Raw genomic sequence first — 16,478 nt, 5'->3', positions numbered from 1 at the left:
GGAGCGGTCAATGAGTGAACAGGCTTACGACTCATCGAGCATCAAGGTACTGAAAGGCCTGGATGCCGTACGCAAGCGGCCCGGGATGTACATCGGTGATACCGACGACGGTACTGGCCTGCACCATATGGTGTTCGAACTGGTGGACAACTCCATCGATGAAGCCTTGGCTGGCCACTGCACCGAGATCAAGGTGATCATCCATCCGGATGAATCGATTACCGTAAGCGACAATGGTCGCGGTATTCCTACCGATATCCATGAGGAAGAGGGTGTGTCGGCTGCAGAGGTCATCATGACCGTACTGCATGCCGGTGGTAAGTTCGATGACAACTCCTACAAGGTCTCCGGTGGCCTCCATGGCGTAGGGGTGTCAGTGGTGAATGCACTCTCGGAAGAGCTGAAACTGACCATCTGGCGTGCTGGCAAAGTGCACGAGCAGATCTATCGCCATGGCGTGCCCCAGGCTCCCTTGGGGGTGGTCGGGCAGACAGAGAAGACCGGGTCTCGTGTGCATTTCCGTCCATCTCCAGATACTTTCGCCAATATCGAGTTCCACTACGATATTCTTGCCAAGCGTCTGCGCGAACTTTCGTTCCTCAACTCTGGGGTGGCCATTCGCTTGCTGGATGAGCGTAGTGGCAAGGAAGAGCTGTTTCACTACGAGGGTGGCCTGAAGGCCTTTGTGGACCATCTGAACACCAACAAGACGGTTCTCAACCCGGTATTCCACTTCGAGGCCCAGCGTGAAGATGGTGTGGGTGTCGAAGTTGCCATGCAATGGAACGACACCTTCTCCGAGAATATTTTCTGCTATACGAACAATATTCCTCAGCGTGACGGTGGTACTCACCTGGCCGGTTTCCGTGCTGCCCTGACTCGCACGCTGAACAACTATATCGAAACCGAAGGTCTGCTGAAGAAAACCAAGGTCAGCACTTCCGGGGATGATGCGCGTGAAGGCTTGACCGCTATCATCTCGGTCAAGGTGCCGGATCCCAAGTTCTCATCCCAGACCAAGGACAAGCTGGTTTCCTCAGAAGTAAAAACAGCGGTAGAGCAAGAGCTTGGAAGGTTGTTTGCCGAATATCTGATCGAGAAGCCCAGCGAAGCCAAGTCCATCGTCAACAAGATGCTGGAGGCAGCCAGGGCTCGTGAAGCCGCGCGCAAGGCGCGTGACATGACGCGTCGCAAGGGCGCCCTCGATATTGCGGGCCTGCCCGGCAAGCTGGCGGATTGCCAGGAAAAGGACCCAAGTCTCTCCGAACTTTATCTGGTGGAGGGTGACTCGGCAGGGGGAAGTGCCAAGCAGGGACGTGACCGACGTACTCAGGCGATTCTTCCGCTCAAGGGCAAGATCCTCAACGTTGAGAAGGCTCGCTTCGACAAGATGCTGTCCTCGGCTGAAGTTGGCACCTTGATTACCGCCTTGGGTTGCGGCATCGGCCGCGAAGAGTTCAATCCTGACAAGCTGCGCTACCACTCCATCATCATCATGACGGATGCTGATGTTGATGGTTCGCACATTCGTACTCTGTTGCTGACGTTCTTCTTCCGTCAGATGGCGGAGTTGATCGAGCGTGGCCATGTGTATATTGCCCAGCCTCCGCTATACAAGATCAAGCGAGGCAAGCAGGAGAGCTATATCAAGGATGAGCAGGCGATGGAGGAATATCTGACCTCCACGGCACTGGATGGTGCTCGTCTCTGTGTAAATGCTGATGCACCTGGTATCGCCGGGTTGCAACTTGAGACGCTGGTCAATCAGTTCCGCGATGTCATGCGTCGTATCGATCGCCTGTCACGGGTCTATCCTCAAGAAGTGCTTCGCAAGATTGTGCACCTCAGCAGGGTTGAGGGTGAGGAAAACCTGCTCGACCGTAGTGCCATGCAGGCTTGGATTGACAAGCTGCAGGAGAAAATGGATGAGCTGGTGGCCTATGAAGGCGGCCCGCGTTATACCTTCTCCCTGCACGAAGATACCGAGCGTGGCTTCTTCCTTCCGGCTGTGGCGTTGAACGCCCATGGTGTCACTACTGACTATGTATGGGGTGTGGATTTCTTCACCAGTGCGGATTACCGTGCCATGGCGGCCCTGGGGGAGACCCTGGATGGTCTGCTGGAAGAAAGTGCCTTCGTGGCCCGTGGTGAGCGCCAGAAGCCCGTCAGTACCTTCTACGAAGCGCTGGACTGGTTGATGGGTGAAGCCCAGAGAGGGTTGTCTATGCAGCGCTACAAGGGTTTGGGAGAGATGAACCCGGATCAGCTGTGGGAGACAACCATGGATCCCAACACCCGTCGTATGTTGCGTGTGACCATCGAGGATGCTGTTGCTGCTGACATGATGTTCAACACCTTGATGGGTGATGAGGTCGAACCTCGCCGTGACTTTATCGAACGTAATGCACTGGTAGCCAACCTGGATGTCTAGTGGTCTGCCAAGCAAGATGTTTCACGTGAAACATCTTGCTTCGGTGACTGAGGCCTATGCACCCATGGAGCAATGGGCCTAGAGCATGAGTTCTGAAGCATAGGTTCTAAAAATAGCTGAAGCGTTGGATGATTCGATGCTCAAGCAAGAAAAAGCCTGACGGCAACGTCAGGCTTTTTTTATGTAGATCAGTTGTCTAGAGGGTATGAGCAACTTGCTGCTTATTCGTTGGTCTCTTCAAGCAACCAGTCCACAAAGGCTGCCAGGTCATCAAATATCAGTGTCGGGTTGTTCTTTTCTTCCAGCTCAGGGTGCTTGATCAAAGTACGTTCTCCCTTGCCCGTGCGTACCAGCACGGGACGGCAACCAACCGCATTACCTGCTTGCAGGTCACGCAGGCTATCACCGACCATCCAGCTGCCTTCCAGGCTGTCGTGGCCAAGCGCATCGCAAATCTCTTCGAGCAATCCTGGAAGTGGCTTGCGGCAATTGCAGCCATCCTCGCTGACATGAGGGCAGTACGCGATATGGCCAATATGCCCACCCGCATCTTCGACCAATGACAGCATTCGCTGATGCATGGCGGAGAGAGTGACTTCGTCGTAATAGCCTCGGGCGATACCAGACTGATTGGTAGCCACTGCTACCTGCCAGCCGTTCTGGCTGAGCCTTGCCATCGCCGCAATGGAGGAAGGGTAGGGGATCCATTCATCGAGAGACTTTACATAGTCATCCGAGTCCTGGTTGATCACACCGTCGCGATCAAGAATGACGAGTTTAGGGGCCATTTTCATTGCCGCAGTAAATTCTGGAGTGGCCCAGTGTAGAGCAAGTTCTCACATAATTCAGTGTCACCATGTTTCACGTGAAACATCTCACAGGCAACAAGCAATAATCATTTTCCCAGGTTCACGTGTTTCACGTGAAACACTCTTAAGGTCGGGATGGGGGCGAGAGCCAAGAAAGGGGTAATTGCTTTCGTATTTATTCTCATGCATCGGGTAAGCGCTGTGAAAGAAAGTCGATCAAAGCCTGTACTCGTAAGGGCATGCCGTTGCGAGATGGAGTGACTGCATAGACACCGATCTCGGGTAATGCCCAGTCGGTGAGGATTTCACATAACTTTCCTGCTTTCAGTGCGTCGAGGGTAATGGCACGAGAGCTTTGTACGATACCTAAACCTTGTTCCGCGGCCAGTGTCAGTGCATGGCCATAGTTGGCCCTGAACTTTCCCTTGATAGGAATGGAGAGTTGCTCATCACCCTTGCGGAATATCCAGCGCTGAGAGCCTCGAAAGTGGGTGTAATGCAGGCAGTCGTGGTGCAGCAAATCCGTAGGGTGGCGAGGTGTTCCGTGCGCGTCCAGATACTCGGAGGAGGCGGCGATGATGCGGCGGTCTGAAGCAATGCGTCGTGCCACCAAGCGTGAATCTTCAAGATGTCCAATGCGTATGGCAAGGTCAAAACCATCGCCCACGATATCGCTGAAGCTGTCATTGAATACCGCGTCCAGACGGATATTGGGATGAAGATTAAGAAACTCCGGGAGTGAAGGGGCGATATGCAGGCGGCCATAATTGACGGGGAGTGAGATTCTGATTTCTCCCGCGAGAGCCCCTTCATGCTCGGATAACCGCTGGCTGGCCATGCTGATTGCCTCGACGGCGGGCAAGACGTTTGCCAGGTACTCACTACCAGCAGTAGTGAGTGACACGGAGCGGGTGGTGCGATGCAGCAGACGAACACCGAGACGTTGCTCAAGGGCATCCAAGCGACGGCTTACCGCGCCGGTGGTGAGATGGAGGCGCTCACCTGCCTTACGTAGGGAACCTCGGCGAGCGACTTCTGCAAAGGTGACAATGTCATCCAGACTGGTGCCTGGGCTGGGATAGTGTGAGGACACAGCCGCTCTCCGTTTGCAGTGGGCAATTACCCCTTACTGTTGCATAAGTCTCAAGACTGTTTCGATATCTTTTCGATGGCTCCTGAAGGCGGCAAGAGAGGAGGATGTTGAAAGCGCATTCGAACCATCTACAGGAGAAGTGGCAATGCAACAACCGTCATTCGAAAAGCAAGCAGAAGAAGTCGAGACGTTCTGGGCGTATCAATCGACAGGACTTGGAATGGATCATCTGACAAGGACTGAGATACAACGGCGCCCATTGGCCGAGGATGAGGTCCGCATCAGGGTTGCGGCGGCTGCGACGAACTATCGTGATCTGGCGTTGGCCAAGGGTGAGTATTTACCACACATGAAACGACCCTTTGTCCCGCTTTCAGAGGGAGCCGGCATTGTCACAGAAGTTGGCGGCAAGGTAACCGACCTCAAGATAGGCGATGCCGTGCTAGGGCACTACACCCGCGATTGGCTGGAGGGCGAGTTTTACGTTCAATATCATGACAGCAAGGTTGGTGGCCCTGTCGATGGCTGGTTAGCACAGGAAGTCATCATGCCTCGCAGGGCCGTGCTTGAAGTCCCAAAGGGCTGGACGCTGGAGCAGGCTGCGAGCCTGGCGGTTTCCGGGGTGACGGCATGGCGAGCTCTGGGAGGTAGCAAAGACTCGCTTGCGCAGCTCGCTGGCCAATATGTCCTGATTGAAGGTACTGGCAATGTCTCGCTGCAGGCATTGGACATTGCGGCTAAAGCCGGTGCACTTCCTGTTGTCCTGACATCGCGACCTCATCACCAGCAGGCATTGCTTGAAATGGGGGCTTGCGCTGTTATCGGGCCTGGCAGCCTGGAGCAACGGCGCCAATGGATCTTGGAGGTAACTCAGGGACATGGGGTGAGCCTGGCTATTGATGTCATCGGTGGGGATACCTTGCTGTCCTTGGTTTTGCCTCTGATGCGTGAAGAGGGCAGAGTGGCCATTGTCGGTTTTCTCGACAGCCCGAAGGTGAGTGGTGACTTGATCGGCCCCATGCTGAGAGGGATGCTGCGACTGGAAGGAGTCAGTGTCGGTAGTCGTCAGAATTTCGTAGACCTCCTGACGTTCATGCAGCACCATAACCTACGACCCAAAATTGCCGCAAGGTATTCTCCCGATGAAATACAGCAGGCATTGACACATCGCGTTGATGGATTGGGCAAGATCGTTATCGTTGTTGATCCTTGCATTGCGGGCAGGGCAGTGTCGTAGGGGATGGGCGGAGCAGAACAACGTCGGAGGCTGTGAGTGTGCGACGAAACGAAGGTGTTTCACGTGAAACATCTTCGCTGAATACCCCAAAGCAAAGGGCCGATCCTAGGATCGGCCCTTTGTTCCAGTGGCAAGCAGAAGATGAAGAAGAGACAGCTGCTTACTGCTGCAGTTCTGCAATATCCGCGACTTCCAGGAACAGAGCCTGAAGGCTGGCCAGCAATGCCAGGCGGTTGTTGCGAACGGCAGAGTCATCCGCCATGACCATGACCTGGTCAAAGAAAGCATCGACAGGCGCACGCAAGCTGGCGAGAACGTCCAGAGCGTCGCTGTAGCGAGCGTTCTGGAACAGAGGGTCTACCTGGTCACGGCAGTGGGTGACCGCCTCGTACAGCGCTTTCTCGGCGTCTTCCGAGAGCAGGCTGGCATCAACGCTGATGCTGCCATCGTGTTCCTGCTTGGACAGGATGTTGGAAACGCGCTTGTTGGCAGCCGCCAGAGCCGCAGCTTCTTCTCGAGACGCGAAGAGATGCACGGCGCGTAGACGACGAGCGAAGTCCAATGGCGTGGTGACCGGGCGAGCACGTACCGCGAGATAGACTTCTGCGCTGATGCCTTCGTCGTGAGACCAGGCACGGAAGCGCTCAAGCATGTAGTCGAGCACTTCCTGCACCAAGCCTTCAGCCTTGGGCAGCTCCTTATGCTGAGCCACTGCGAGTTCAAGCAGTTGGCGCAGATCCAGATCCAGTTCACCCTTGATCATGATGTTCAGCGTGCCGATGGCAGCTCGGCGCAGAGCGAAGGGATCCTTGGTACCACTCGGGCGCTGGCCGATGCCGAAGATGCCGGTCAGCGTGTCCAGGCGGTCGGCGATGGCCAGTGCCTGACCAGTGCGAGTCGCCGGGATCTCATCAGCTGCGAAGCGCGGCAGGTATTGTTCTTCCAGGGCCTTGGCGACTTCGGCATCCTCGCCATCGTGCTCGGCATAATAGCGACCCATGATGCCCTGCAGTTCGGGGAACTCCAGCACCATCTCGGTGACCAGGTCACATTTGGCCAACTGTGTGGCACGACGGGCCTTGTCCTCATCACCACCAATCTTTCTGGCGATGTGAGCGGCGACATTAGCGCTACGAGCCGCTTTATCGGCAAGGGTTCCCAGCTTCTGCTGGAAGACCACATTGGCCAGGCCGGAAAAGCGGTCGGCAAGCTTGTGCTTGCGGTCGGTCTCATAGAAGAAAGCCGCATCGGCCAGACGAGGGCGAATCACTTTCTCGTTACCGGCAATGACCTTTTCCGGCTCGCTGCTGTCGATATTCGAGATGGTAATGAAGGCAGGCTTGAGCAGGCCTTCGTCATCCAGCAGGTGGAAATATTTCTGGTTGGCCTTCATGGACGAGACCAGGCATTCCGCCGGCACTTCCAGGAAGCGCTCATCGAAGTTACCTGTCAGTGCCACGGGCCATTCCACCAGACCGTTGACCTCATCGAGAAGGTCTTCGTCGATCACAGCAGTGGCATCCAGCAGTTCAGCTTCAGCCAGAACCTGTTCAAGGATGCGACTACGGCGTTCTTCGCGGTCGGCGATGACCCAGGCATCGGCCAGGCTCTTGAGATAGTCATCGGCATGCGCGAGCTCAATGGCCTGCGGGGCATGGAAGCGATGACCGAAGGTAGTGCGGCCGGAGTTCAGGCCAAGCACGCTGGCGGGCACGACCTTGTCACCGTAGAGGACGACAAACCAATGGGCTGGGCGAGAGAACTCGATGCGTGAAGCACCCCAGCGCATGTTCTTGGGTACCGGTAGGGAGGTTACGGCCTTTTCCAGAATGGCTGGCAGCAAGGACGTCGTCGCTTCTCCTTGCTGTTGTTCGCGGAAGCCGAGCCAGGTGCCCTTGTCAGTTTCCAGGTGGATCAGTTGATCCACGCTGACGCCGCAGGAACGAGCAAAGCCCTCGGCGGCCTTGGTCGGCTGACCGTCCTTGAAGGCTGCCGCCAGAGCCGGGCCTCGTTTCTCGACTTCGCGGTCGGGCTGCTTGTCGCTCAGGCCTTCCACGCGAACTGCGAGGCGACGCGGTGTGGAATAGGCGGTGGTGCCTTCGAAAGCTACGCCTGCTTCATTCAGACCACGGCGAATACCATCAGCGAAGCTGTCGGACAGAGCATTGATGGCGCCCGGCGGAAGCTCTTCTACGCCGAGTTCGACCAATAGGGTTTGGGCTGCCATGCTTATGCGTCTCCCTGTTCTGTCTGCGTTTCGTTGTCGAGAAGTTCACGCCGCAATGCTTCGGGGGCCAGCGGGAAGCCGGCAGCCTTGCGTGATTCGTAGTAGGCGTGAGCCACGTCCCGGGCCATGGTGCGTACGCGCAGGATATAGCGCTGACGTTCGGTAACCGAAATGGCATGACGGGCGTCGAGAAGGTTGAAAGTGTGGGAAGCCTTGAGTACCTGCTCATAGGCGGGCAACGGCAGTGTTGCCGCCAAGAGTTTCTGGCACTCGGATTCCTGATGGTCGAAGTTGCGGAACAGGGCGTCGACGTCAGCGTACTCGAAGTTGTAGGTGGACTGTTCGCGCTCGTTCTGCAGGTAGACATCGCCGTAGGTGACTATGCTGCCATCTGGTGCCTTGGTCCATACCAGGTCGTAGACACTGTCGACATCCTGCAGGTACATGGCAATGCGTTCCAGGCCATAGGTCAGCTCACCGGTGACCGGGAAGCACTCGATACCGCCGGCTTGCTGGAAGTAGGTGAACTGGGTGACTTCCATGCCGTTGAGCCAGATTTCCCAGCCAAGACCCCAGGCACCAAGAGTGGGGGATTCCCAGTTGTCCTCGACAAAGCGAATATCGTGAACCAGTGGGTCAAGGCCGAGATGCTTCAGAGAGCCGAGGTACAGCTCCTGCAGGTTATCCGGTGACGGCTTCATCACTACCTGAAACTGGTAGTAGTGCTGCAGGCGGTTGGGGTTCTCACCGTAACGGCCATCGGTGGGGCGGCGAGAAGGCTGCACGTAGGCTGAATTCCAGGTCTCGGGGCCGATGGAGCGCAGGAAGGTTGCCGGGTGAAAGGTGCCTGCGCCCACCTCCATGTCCAGCGGCTGCATGATCACGCAGCCTTGTTCTGCCCAGTACTGTTGCAGAGCGAGGATCAGGCCCTGGAAGGTTGTCACGTCGGGTGTCGACGGAGATGTCGATGACGTCGTCGACTGGGTTGCTGAATGAGTCATTGGATGAGCACCGTTGGCCATGAATTCACAAGCCGTCAAGTATACAATCAGTGGCAATTAGGTTATAGGCGCAGGCTTCACGCCGCTGCCAAAGTAGAGGGGATTCCCATGATCGTAGTTACAGGCGGAGCCGGCTTCATCGGCTCGAATCTGGTCAAGGCGCTCAATGAGCGTGGCCGTACCGATGTGCTGGTGGTGGATGATCTGAGTGATGGCACCAAGTTCATCAACCTGGCTGATCTGACGCTGGGCGATTACATGGACAAGGATGAGTTCCTGGCCCGGGTCAAGGCCCACATGCGAGGTGAACTCAATCAACTGCCGCCCATCGAAGCGATCTTCCATGAAGGCGCCTGCTCGGATACGACCGAGTGGGATGGCAAGTTCATGCTCGAGAACAACTTCACCTATTCCAAGGAGCTGTTGCACTTCTGCGAGCAGGAAGGCATTCCATTCCTGTATGCGTCATCGGCAGCGACCTATGGCGGTAGTGAAGTGTTCGTCGAATCTCCCGAGCATGAGAAGCCGCTCAATGTCTACGGCTATTCCAAGCTGCTGTTCGACCAGTATGTGCGCTCTCTGGAGGGCAAGCTGACGACTCAGGTGGCGGGGTTCCGTTACTTCAACGTCTATGGCCCGCGTGAGCAGCACAAGGGCAAGATGGCCAGTGTGGCCTTCCATAACCATACTCAGGTGCGGGCAGGTGACAATCTGCGCCTGTTCGGCGCTTACGATGGTTATGAAGCGGGCATGCAGAGCCGTGACTTCGTCTATGTGGGAGACGTCGTCAAGGTCAACCTGTGGTTCCTCGACAACCCCCAGGCTCGCGGCATCTATAATCTGGGAACTGGCCGTGCCGAGCCGTTCAAGGCCATTGGCGAGGCTGTGATCGACTATTACGGCAAAGGCAAGATCGACTACATCGACTTCCCCGATGAACTCAAAGGGCGTTATCAGAGCTACACCCGTGCGGATATTTCCCGCCTGCGTGAAGTCGGCTACGACGAGGAGTTCCGCACCGTGGCCCAAGGGGTGCGAGAGTACCTGGAGTGGTTGAATGCCTGAGGCGGCAATGGCTGGAGCCAGCAAGCTTCAGAGTGAACGCCTTGCTGGCCAGCGCATGTTGGTGATTGGCCCCAGTTGGGTGGGTGACATGGTCATGGCCCAGAGCCTGTTCAAGACGCTCAAGGGGCAGGGGGCTGGCTATCTTGCCGTGGTAGCCCCGGCCTGGTCTCGGCCTATCATCGAGCGTATGCCGGAAGTCGACGAAGTGGTCGAGTTGCCGGTGGGGCATGGCCAGTTCGGCTTTGCTTCCCGCCGGGCACTGGCCAGAGGGCTGCGTGGGCGTTTCGATCAGGCAGTGGTACTGCCGCGTTCCTGGAAATCCGCCCTGGTGCCGTTCCTGGCCAGGGTGCCTCATCGAGTGGGCTTCACTGGCGAGCAGCGCTATGTGCTGCTCAACGAGCGCCGTAGCTTGGACAAGACGGTGCTTGACCAGACCGTGAAGCGTTTCGTCTCTCTTGGGTTGCCCGATGCCCAGGCCAGGCTCGGCGATTTCCCCATTCCGCAACCGAGCCTGCGGCATGATGAGCAGAATCTTGCTCGTCTGCTGGCCAGCCATGAGCTTGGTGAACGTCCAGCCATTGGCATGATGCCAGGAGCGGAATATGGTCCTGCCAAACAGTGGCCTCTGGCGTATTTTCATCAACTGGCAGCGGCCCTGGTTGAACGTGGCTTTGAAATTCGTGTCTTTGGTGGCCCAAAGGACAAGCCAGCAGGTGAGGAAATCGTCTCTGGTCTTGAGCATGCCCATAACCTGTGCGGGGAAACGCGACTGGAAGACGCGGTGGATCTGCTCGGCGATTGCCAACAGGTCGTTACCAATGACTCTGGCCTGATGCATGTGGCGGCAGCCGTAGGCACCCGGATTCAGGCCATCTATGGATCCTCCAGCCCATCCTATACGCCTCCTCTGACCGATAATGCCCAAGTGCACTATCTGGCACTGGAGTGCTCCCCTTGTTTCGAGCGTAACTGCCCCCTGGGCCATACCAACTGCCTCAAGCAGATCACGCCCGAGCGTCTGCTGGCAGCGATCATCGATGGTGCTTGAATGTCTCGCACCACTCGCTTGTTTGTCCTGATGCAGACACTGCGTCGCTATCGTTATCCGGTTAGTGGACAGGCGCTGGCCGAGGAATTGGGTGTCTCGTTACGTACGCTGTATCGCGATATTGCTGAGCTCAAGGTACTGGGCGCCGATATCGAAGGTGAACCCGGCATGGGCTATGTACTCAAGCCGGGCTTTCTGCTCCCCCCGCTGATGTTTTCCCACACTGAGATAGAAGCGCTGGCCCTGGGACTGGACTGGGTGGCTCGACGAAGTGGCGATGACCGACTGGCAGTATCCGCCAATGAGGTACTGACCAAGGTGGCCGCTGTGCTGCCGGGGGAATTGCGCCATCGGCTGGAAGACTCTGCCATGCTGGTTGCGCCTGCTGCCAAGCCTCCACAGGCGGTAGAACTGAGCGTGTTGCACCGAGCAATACGTGAGGAACGCAAGCTCACGATTATCTATAGCGATGCGGAGAAACGAGCGACGACCAGGACTGTCTGGCCTTTTATCATCGCTTTCTTTGAGTCTGTCTGCATCGTTGCTGCCTGGTGCGAGCTGAGGCAATCCTTCCGCCATTTCCGGGTTGATCGAATTACCCGCGCAACGGTACTGGAACAGCGTTATCCAAGGCGCAGGCAAGCGTTGCATGCTGCCTGGCGCAAGACGCTCCACACTGCTGACAAGAACTGACAGTATTCCGGACTATGCTGCATGGGTAGTTACCTAGTCATGCAGGAGAAACCCGATGCAAGAACCGCTCGTTTTCTATACCAACCCCTTGTCACGCAGCAGCATTGTCCATTGGATGCTGGAAGAGGTTGGTGCCCCTTATAGCATGGAAATCATCGAATTCGGTGATGCCATGAAATCGCCTGAATACCTGGCCATCAACCCCATGGGCAAGGTACCGGCGCTGCGCCATGGCGATGTCGTGGTGACCGAGGCGGCGGCAATCTGCGCCTATCTGGCCGATGCCTTTCCCGAAGCCGGGCTGGCTCCTCCACCAGCCGAGCGCGGGGACTACTACCGCTGGCTGTTTTTCTCCGCAGGGCCAGTAGAAATGGCGGCTTCACTCAAGAGCACAGGTTTTCAGCCTTCGCCGGAACAGCAGGTTGCCCTCGGCTATGGTTGCTATGAACATGTGATAGAGGCCCTGGTCTCCGCCGTGAAGGGCAAGCGCTACATTGCCGGAGATAACTTCTCGGCAGCGGATGTCTATGTTGGCTCGCACTTGCGCTGGGGGATGAATTTCGGCTCGCTGGAAAGGCGCCCGGAGTTCGAAACCTATTGTGAGGGACTAGCGCAACGCCCTGCGCAACAAAAGGTCATGGCCTTCATTCAGCAGGCCATGGCAGAAAAGGAGGGCGCTGCGAACTGAATGTCGGCTCAGGGTCATCCCGCCTGTTCATCGACTTGAAACAGGCCAAAGGTGTTGCCTTCGGTATCGATGAAATAGCCCTGCCAGCAGGTTCCCGGAACCGGGAAAACTGGCAGGGCGACCTGTCCTCCCAGGCTGACGATGAGCCCGACGCAGGCCTTGATGTTCTCGACTTCGAAGGAACAGGTGAAGGCGTTGGTGCCACAGGCCTCGGGAGGCCTGGCTGCAGGACGCTGCAGCAAGCCTCCTGTTATACCGTCGCCATCAATGCGCCAGTAGGCCAGTGGTAGACCGTCAACGTGAGTGAAGGTCCAACCGAATAACCGGGAATAGAAGTCTCGAGCACGTTCCGTGTCATCGGCCTGAATTTCGAAATAGATACCGGTAGTCATGACAGCGGATGTCCGTGATGGGCTTACCTGCAGGTATAGCCTAAAACTCGGCCCCGGGCTGTCTTCTTCTTCTTGCTGCCCTGGATCACCCTGCTCAGGGCGGTCTATCAACCCGCTCAGGGTGGTCTATCAACCCGCTCAGGGCTGTCTTTATCCAACCCCGCTCAGGGCTGTCTTTATTTAACCCCGCTCAGGGCTGTTCCGGTGTCGCTACCGGTGCTTGCTGCTCTAGCTCTGCATCATTTTCCTCGGCTTGGTTGGGCGGGGTCTCACCCAGCCATATGCGTTCCTGCAGCGCTGTTTCTTCGCGCATGTAGCGGTTGAGCTCGTCGATACCGTGGCGTTGCATCAGGGTGGGCTCGGTGGATAGCAGTGATACGCCGAGTCCGGCGCGGTGCCAGTCGATCGTGAAGCCCATGGCTTCGAGGATCGTGGGGAAGGTATCCATGGTGGTCGCAGGCTTGTGGATAACCCTCGGTGTCAGGCCATTGCCCATCATCAACAGGGTGTTGGTGCGCTTGTCGGCGAGCAGGTCTTCCCAGGCCGAGACGCGCATGGTCAGGTGATCGCTGGCCACTACCACCAGCGTGTTGTCGAGCAGTCCTTCGGCCTGGAGCCGTTCCAGCAGGCGTCGTGTCAGCCATCCGGAACATTTCACTGCGTAGAGGATGTCGGCATCCTCGTAATCGTCCTTGAAAGGCTCGCAGCTCTGCGAGGGATAGCCCTCTGGAGCATGGGCAGAGAGATTGAGAGCGACCATGGCCCAAGGGCCAGGGGAGGCATCCTGGCGGCGTATTTCGTCGCTGACAAACTCGTAGAGGCTGTCATCGTACAGCCCCCAGCTGTTGAGGTATTCCGGATCGTCTAGACGTGCTGCCAGTTCATCGCGACCGAAGACCTGGTCGAAGTCGTGGCCCTCATAGAACAGTCCTTTACCGGCGAATGCCTTGCTGGCTCCACCCATGAAGGTCAGGCGGTAACCCTGCTGCTTGAGCAGATCTCCAAGACAGTCAACACCTGGTGCTACCTGATGCAAAGGCTCGAACTGACTGTCGTGCAATAACCCGGCAGGTATCAGCGGGGTACCGCACTGGCTGGCAATCATGCCGGCCATGGTCCAACCGGTGTTGTCCATCTGCTGGACGTTGTCGAATACCACGGCCTTGGGCTCGAGGGCTTTGATATCGGCATAGGCATTGCCGAATTTCTCGCTGTCACCATAAGTGCGTTCGAGGCTTTCCAGGTACAGCACCAGCAGATTGGGTGGCCGTTGCGGAGCCTTGAGAATCGTGGGCGCGACGTAACGCTGCTCCAGCCAGGCACCAGGGGTGGCAACGACTGCCGCACTACGTTGGCCGATGGTGTAGAACACAGGATTGCCGATCAGCAGAATGGCCGCGAGCCATGGATCCCAACGTCTCCAGCGCAGGTCCTGGCGAATCAGCCAGGTATAGGCAACCAGCACCAGCAGCATGACAGAAGTATAGATGACGGCAATGAGATTGCGCTCACCGCCACCATGTTGAGCGATGCCTGCCTGTAGGTGGAAGAACAGTGCTCCTATGTCAGCCTGTCCGTAGTTGTCTACCAGATAGACATAGATGCCCCATAGCACTAATGGCAACAGGGCCCAGATAAAGCGTTTACGCGGGGGCTCTCCGGGGGGCTGCTGCTTGATGCCCCAGCGGCGCCACTGGGCCAGACCCAGCCATGCCGCTGTTGGCAATGGAAACAGCCAGTTCGGAACAGGGGAAATCGTGACAACGGTATGGCCGATGACCAAGCCGAGAAACAGCAGAATGACCCAGCGCAGCCACGAAGAGGTAGAAATGGACATCGGGTGACTCTGTGTAGATCAGGCGTCTCGGTCAGCCTGCTCGTTTTCGTATAGTTCGTTCAGCTTGGCATATTTCATGTAGGCATGAAATGCAGTCGTCATGGCAACTGTCATGCCATCCTGCCCCTGGAACAGGCCACCCTTGAGAATCAGCTTGCGCAATATGGCGGTGATGGCATGCAACGTCGGTCGCAGTGTTGAAGGTTTGACCCCACGCTCTTTCATGGCCCAGGCGTCACGGCTTGATAGCTGATCGATACGTGTCATCCAGTGAGACAGGTCGCGATAGGTAAAGTGGCTCAGGTGAGCGTCAACATCGATGACCTCGGGGGCCTGCACGGACGAGTGCGCCTTCTTCGGTAGATAACCGGAGGTCGTGCGGTTGTATAGGCGAGTGACGGGATCAGGATAGAAGCCGGCAGCGCGAATCCAGTGGCGGCCGGCAAAGTTGCGGCGCTTGAAACGGTAAGCCTTGCGAGGATCGCCCAGCTCCAGTTGGCGAACCACCTCTACCGCGTCGGCGTCGAGGCGCTCGTCCGCATCCAGGGCGAAGATCCAGTCATGACTGGCCTGAGGTACCGCAAACGCCTTTTGTGGACCATCGCCCAGGTAGGACTGATGGATCACCCTGGCACCAGCGGCCTCGGCCAGGGCCACGGTGTTGTCCTGGCTTCCTGAATCGACAACGATGATTTCGTCGCACACCGGGCGCAGCGAGGCAATGGCATCTTGGATGTTGTCCTGCTCATTGAGGGTGATGATGATACCGGTAATCGGGTTCATGGGCTCTCGCGAATGATGTCGGTGGAAGGCGCTGCCTCAAGTGCCGCCAGGCGATGAGCGATGGCCGTGGCGGCAGCTTCCAGGTCGATGGCCGTCATATCGGTTTCAACTGCACTTTCAGGCGGATGGAAAGCCAGTCTGCGATCATCGTCGTTGCAGGTCTGCCAGCGTAGTGGAGTGGCAGAGCGGCGTGCCGGATAGAAGCCAATGGTGATCACGTTGAGACAGCCTGCCACGTGTAAAGGTCCCGTGGAACCAGCAATGAAAGCATCGGCAGCAGCCAGGCTACGAGAGAAACCGGCCAAGCCGGCCTGAGGAGGCTGACGATGCGCTGATAATCCATGTGCCGTCAGGGTTTCGGTCAGAGCATCAGCATTGGCTTCCTCACCCGGGCCTGCCGTCAGGATCCAGTGTGGGCGAGCATGATGGCCAGCGGCCAGTTGTCTGTCCACCTCGCAGGCAAGGTAGGCATAGGCGTCAAGGGACAGATTGACTGCCGAACCGCCGCTGCCCGCATGCAGGAACACCCAGGGACGTTCCGCCGATAGGGGCAGGCTGGCGGCCAGTGCCTGGCGCTCCTGCGCACGACTGGCGCTGCCTTCGGGCCAGAAGGGAGGAGTGGCGTGGCCGGGAGTCAGGCCAAGGGCCTTGATCAGCGCTTCGGCCAGCTCGCGATTGTAGACGTATTCTGGCTTGGCCGATTGTGACCTGCGCTGGGTAATGCGTCGGTTATAGAATATCTGGGCCCATTTGGTTGCTGGCGCCAGGCGCAGAGGAATGCGTGCACGCCATCCCAGCCAGCCGATGCGTGGTGTAGAAAACAGCGTAAGCTGTGCATCAAAGGCCTTTTCACGAAGTGTCTTGAGCAGTTGTTGCTGTTCGCTTGCGGGGGCCTCGTCACCTGGGTCGAGAATCACTTCATCGATCCAGGGACAGGCCTCGGCCATGGGAGCGGTGTACGACGGCACCAGAGCGGTAATATGTGGTGCAGGTGCTGCGGCCTTGAGCGTTGCCAAGGCTGGCCACGCCAACATGAAATCGCCGAGCTTGTCGTTGCGCACCACCAGTACACGCGCCACGCTGTTGTTCCCTGGAGATTGGCTCTCCAGGGAATGAGGGTCCGGGGAATTGCTGGAAAACGTCATTTGGGCTCCAAAGCCCCGCTGCGAAAGGA

At 57.3% G+C, this 16,478-nt stretch carries 14 protein-coding genes; 6 read left to right on the top strand and 8 right to left on the bottom strand.

The genetic code is table 11. The features are described 5' to 3' along the window. The first annotated feature begins 10 nt into the window (after positions 1 to 10). Complete coding sequence (gene gyrB / locus E4T21_RS20410) at positions 11 to 2,431, top strand: DNA topoisomerase (ATP-hydrolyzing) subunit B (protein ID WP_149286777.1); 2,421 nt, start codon at positions 11 to 13, stop codon at positions 2,429 to 2,431. 221 nt (positions 2,432 to 2,652) lie between these two features. Here the strand turns inward: gyrB and gmhB are convergent, their stop codons facing one another. Together gmhB and E4T21_RS20400 are read right to left on the bottom strand one after the other, a co-directional pair. Further along, positions 2,653 to 3,225, bottom strand: a complete 573-nt coding sequence (gmhB, locus tag E4T21_RS20405; RefSeq protein ID WP_149286776.1) for a D-glycero-beta-D-manno-heptose 1,7-bisphosphate 7-phosphatase — start codon at positions 3,223 to 3,225, stop codon at positions 2,653 to 2,655. A gap of 196 nt (positions 3,226 to 3,421) precedes the next feature. Then, positions 3,422 to 4,333 (bottom strand): LysR family transcriptional regulator, encoded by a 912-nt coding sequence (locus E4T21_RS20400; protein WP_149286775.1) that lies wholly within the window; start codon positions 4,331 to 4,333, stop codon positions 3,422 to 3,424. A 145-nt stretch (positions 4,334 to 4,478) separates the two neighbouring features. On the opposite strand from E4T21_RS20400, the gene E4T21_RS20395 reads away from it, so the two are divergent. Continuing rightward, on the top strand, positions 4,479 to 5,570 hold the full coding sequence (locus E4T21_RS20395) for a zinc-dependent alcohol dehydrogenase family protein (RefSeq protein ID WP_149286774.1): 1,092 nt from the start codon (positions 4,479 to 4,481) through the stop codon (positions 5,568 to 5,570). 160 nt (positions 5,571 to 5,730) lie between these two features. On the opposite strand, the gene glyS is transcribed toward E4T21_RS20395, so the two are convergent. Together glyS and glyQ are read right to left on the bottom strand one after the other, a co-directional pair. Further along, positions 5,731 to 7,797: a glycine--tRNA ligase subunit beta gene (glyS, locus tag E4T21_RS20390; protein WP_149286773.1), complete on the bottom strand. Its 2,067-nt coding sequence runs from the start codon at positions 7,795 to 7,797 to the stop codon at positions 5,731 to 5,733. Positions 7,798 to 7,799: 2 nt separating this feature from the next. Further along, positions 7,800 to 8,798, bottom strand: a complete 999-nt coding sequence (gene glyQ / locus E4T21_RS20385) for a glycine--tRNA ligase subunit alpha (RefSeq protein ID WP_149286772.1) — start codon at positions 8,796 to 8,798, stop codon at positions 7,800 to 7,802. A 108-nt stretch (positions 8,799 to 8,906) separates the two neighbouring features. Between glyQ and rfaD the strand changes: the two genes are divergently transcribed. From rfaD to E4T21_RS20365, 4 genes are read left to right on the top strand one after another with little or no spacing between them, the layout of a single operon-like run. Next, positions 8,907 to 9,863 carry an ADP-glyceromanno-heptose 6-epimerase gene (gene rfaD, locus E4T21_RS20380; RefSeq protein WP_149286771.1) on the top strand — a complete coding sequence of 319 codons (957 nt, stop codon included), beginning with the start codon at positions 8,907 to 8,909 and terminating at the stop codon, positions 9,861 to 9,863. Next, positions 9,856 to 10,911, top strand: a complete 1,056-nt coding sequence (gene waaF / locus E4T21_RS20375; RefSeq protein WP_240349232.1) for a lipopolysaccharide heptosyltransferase II — start codon at positions 9,856 to 9,858, stop codon at positions 10,909 to 10,911. Before rfaD ends, waaF begins: the two co-directional genes overlap by 8 nt. Beyond that, complete coding sequence (locus tag E4T21_RS20370; RefSeq protein WP_149286770.1) at positions 10,912 to 11,604, top strand: helix-turn-helix transcriptional regulator; 693 nt, start codon at positions 10,912 to 10,914, stop codon at positions 11,602 to 11,604. Positions 11,605 to 11,659: 55 nt separating this feature from the next. Then, on the top strand, positions 11,660 to 12,292 hold the full coding sequence (locus tag E4T21_RS20365; protein ID WP_149286769.1) for a glutathione S-transferase family protein: 633 nt from the start codon (positions 11,660 to 11,662) through the stop codon (positions 12,290 to 12,292). Positions 12,293 to 12,306: 14 nt separating this feature from the next. Here the strand turns inward: E4T21_RS20365 and E4T21_RS20360 are convergent, their stop codons facing one another. The 4 genes from E4T21_RS20360 to E4T21_RS20345 all read right to left on the bottom strand — a co-directional run bounded on the left by E4T21_RS20360 (position 12,307) and on the right by E4T21_RS20345 (position 16,449). Next, on the bottom strand, positions 12,307 to 12,684 hold the full coding sequence (locus E4T21_RS20360; protein ID WP_149286768.1) for a VOC family protein: 378 nt from the start codon (positions 12,682 to 12,684) through the stop codon (positions 12,307 to 12,309). Positions 12,685 to 12,874: 190 nt separating this feature from the next. After that, positions 12,875 to 14,521 (bottom strand): sulfatase-like hydrolase/transferase, encoded by a 1,647-nt coding sequence (locus E4T21_RS20355; RefSeq protein WP_149286767.1) that lies wholly within the window; start codon positions 14,519 to 14,521, stop codon positions 12,875 to 12,877. An 18-nt stretch (positions 14,522 to 14,539) separates the two neighbouring features. Then, positions 14,540 to 15,304 (bottom strand): glycosyltransferase family 2 protein, encoded by a 765-nt coding sequence (locus E4T21_RS20350; RefSeq protein WP_149286766.1) that lies wholly within the window; start codon positions 15,302 to 15,304, stop codon positions 14,540 to 14,542. Beyond that, on the bottom strand, positions 15,301 to 16,449 hold the full coding sequence (locus E4T21_RS20345; protein ID WP_149286765.1) for a glycosyltransferase family 9 protein: 1,149 nt from the start codon (positions 16,447 to 16,449) through the stop codon (positions 15,301 to 15,303). Before E4T21_RS20345 ends, E4T21_RS20350 begins: the two co-directional genes overlap by 4 nt. Positions 16,450 to 16,478: the final 29 nt, after the last annotated feature.

The sequence above is a fragment of the Halomonas binhaiensis genome, from assembly GCF_008329985.2.
In the GTDB taxonomy this organism is placed as follows: Bacteria; Pseudomonadota; Gammaproteobacteria; order Pseudomonadales; family Halomonadaceae; genus Halomonas; species Halomonas binhaiensis.
Note: the sequence above shows the minus strand (reverse complement) of the source record. Positions and strands in the feature narration are given on the sequence as shown.

What these genes read in the sequence shown, in the direction of transcription:
- gyrB (WP_149286777.1), top strand. Translation starts at nt 11, where the DNA reads ATGAGTGAACAGGCTTACGACTCATCGAGCATCAAGGTACTGAAAGGC.
- gmhB (WP_149286776.1), bottom strand. Translation starts at nt 3,225, where the DNA reads ATGAAAATGGCCCCTAAACTCGTCATTCTTGATCGCGACGGTGTGATC.
- E4T21_RS20395 (WP_149286774.1), top strand. Translation starts at nt 4,479, where the DNA reads ATGCAACAACCGTCATTCGAAAAGCAAGCAGAAGAAGTCGAGACGTTC.
- glyS (WP_149286773.1), bottom strand. Translation starts at nt 7,797, where the DNA reads ATGGCAGCCCAAACCCTATTGGTCGAACTCGGCGTAGAAGAGCTTCCG.
- glyQ (WP_149286772.1), bottom strand. Translation starts at nt 8,798, where the DNA reads ATGACTCATTCAGCAACCCAGTCGACGACGTCATCGACATCTCCGTCG.
- rfaD (WP_149286771.1), top strand. Translation starts at nt 8,907, where the DNA reads ATGATCGTAGTTACAGGCGGAGCCGGCTTCATCGGCTCGAATCTGGTC.
- waaF (WP_240349232.1), top strand. Translation starts at nt 9,856, where the DNA reads ATGCCTGAGGCGGCAATGGCTGGAGCCAGCAAGCTTCAGAGTGAACGC.
- E4T21_RS20370 (WP_149286770.1), top strand. Translation starts at nt 10,912, where the DNA reads ATGTCTCGCACCACTCGCTTGTTTGTCCTGATGCAGACACTGCGTCGC.
- E4T21_RS20365 (WP_149286769.1), top strand. Translation starts at nt 11,660, where the DNA reads ATGCAAGAACCGCTCGTTTTCTATACCAACCCCTTGTCACGCAGCAGC.
- E4T21_RS20360 (WP_149286768.1), bottom strand. Translation starts at nt 12,684, where the DNA reads ATGACTACCGGTATCTATTTCGAAATTCAGGCCGATGACACGGAACGT.
- E4T21_RS20355 (WP_149286767.1), bottom strand. Translation starts at nt 14,521, where the DNA reads ATGTCCATTTCTACCTCTTCGTGGCTGCGCTGGGTCATTCTGCTGTTT.
- E4T21_RS20350 (WP_149286766.1), bottom strand. Translation starts at nt 15,304, where the DNA reads ATGAACCCGATTACCGGTATCATCATCACCCTCAATGAGCAGGACAAC.
- E4T21_RS20345 (WP_149286765.1), bottom strand. Translation starts at nt 16,449, where the DNA reads ATGACGTTTTCCAGCAATTCCCCGGACCCTCATTCCCTGGAGAGCCAA.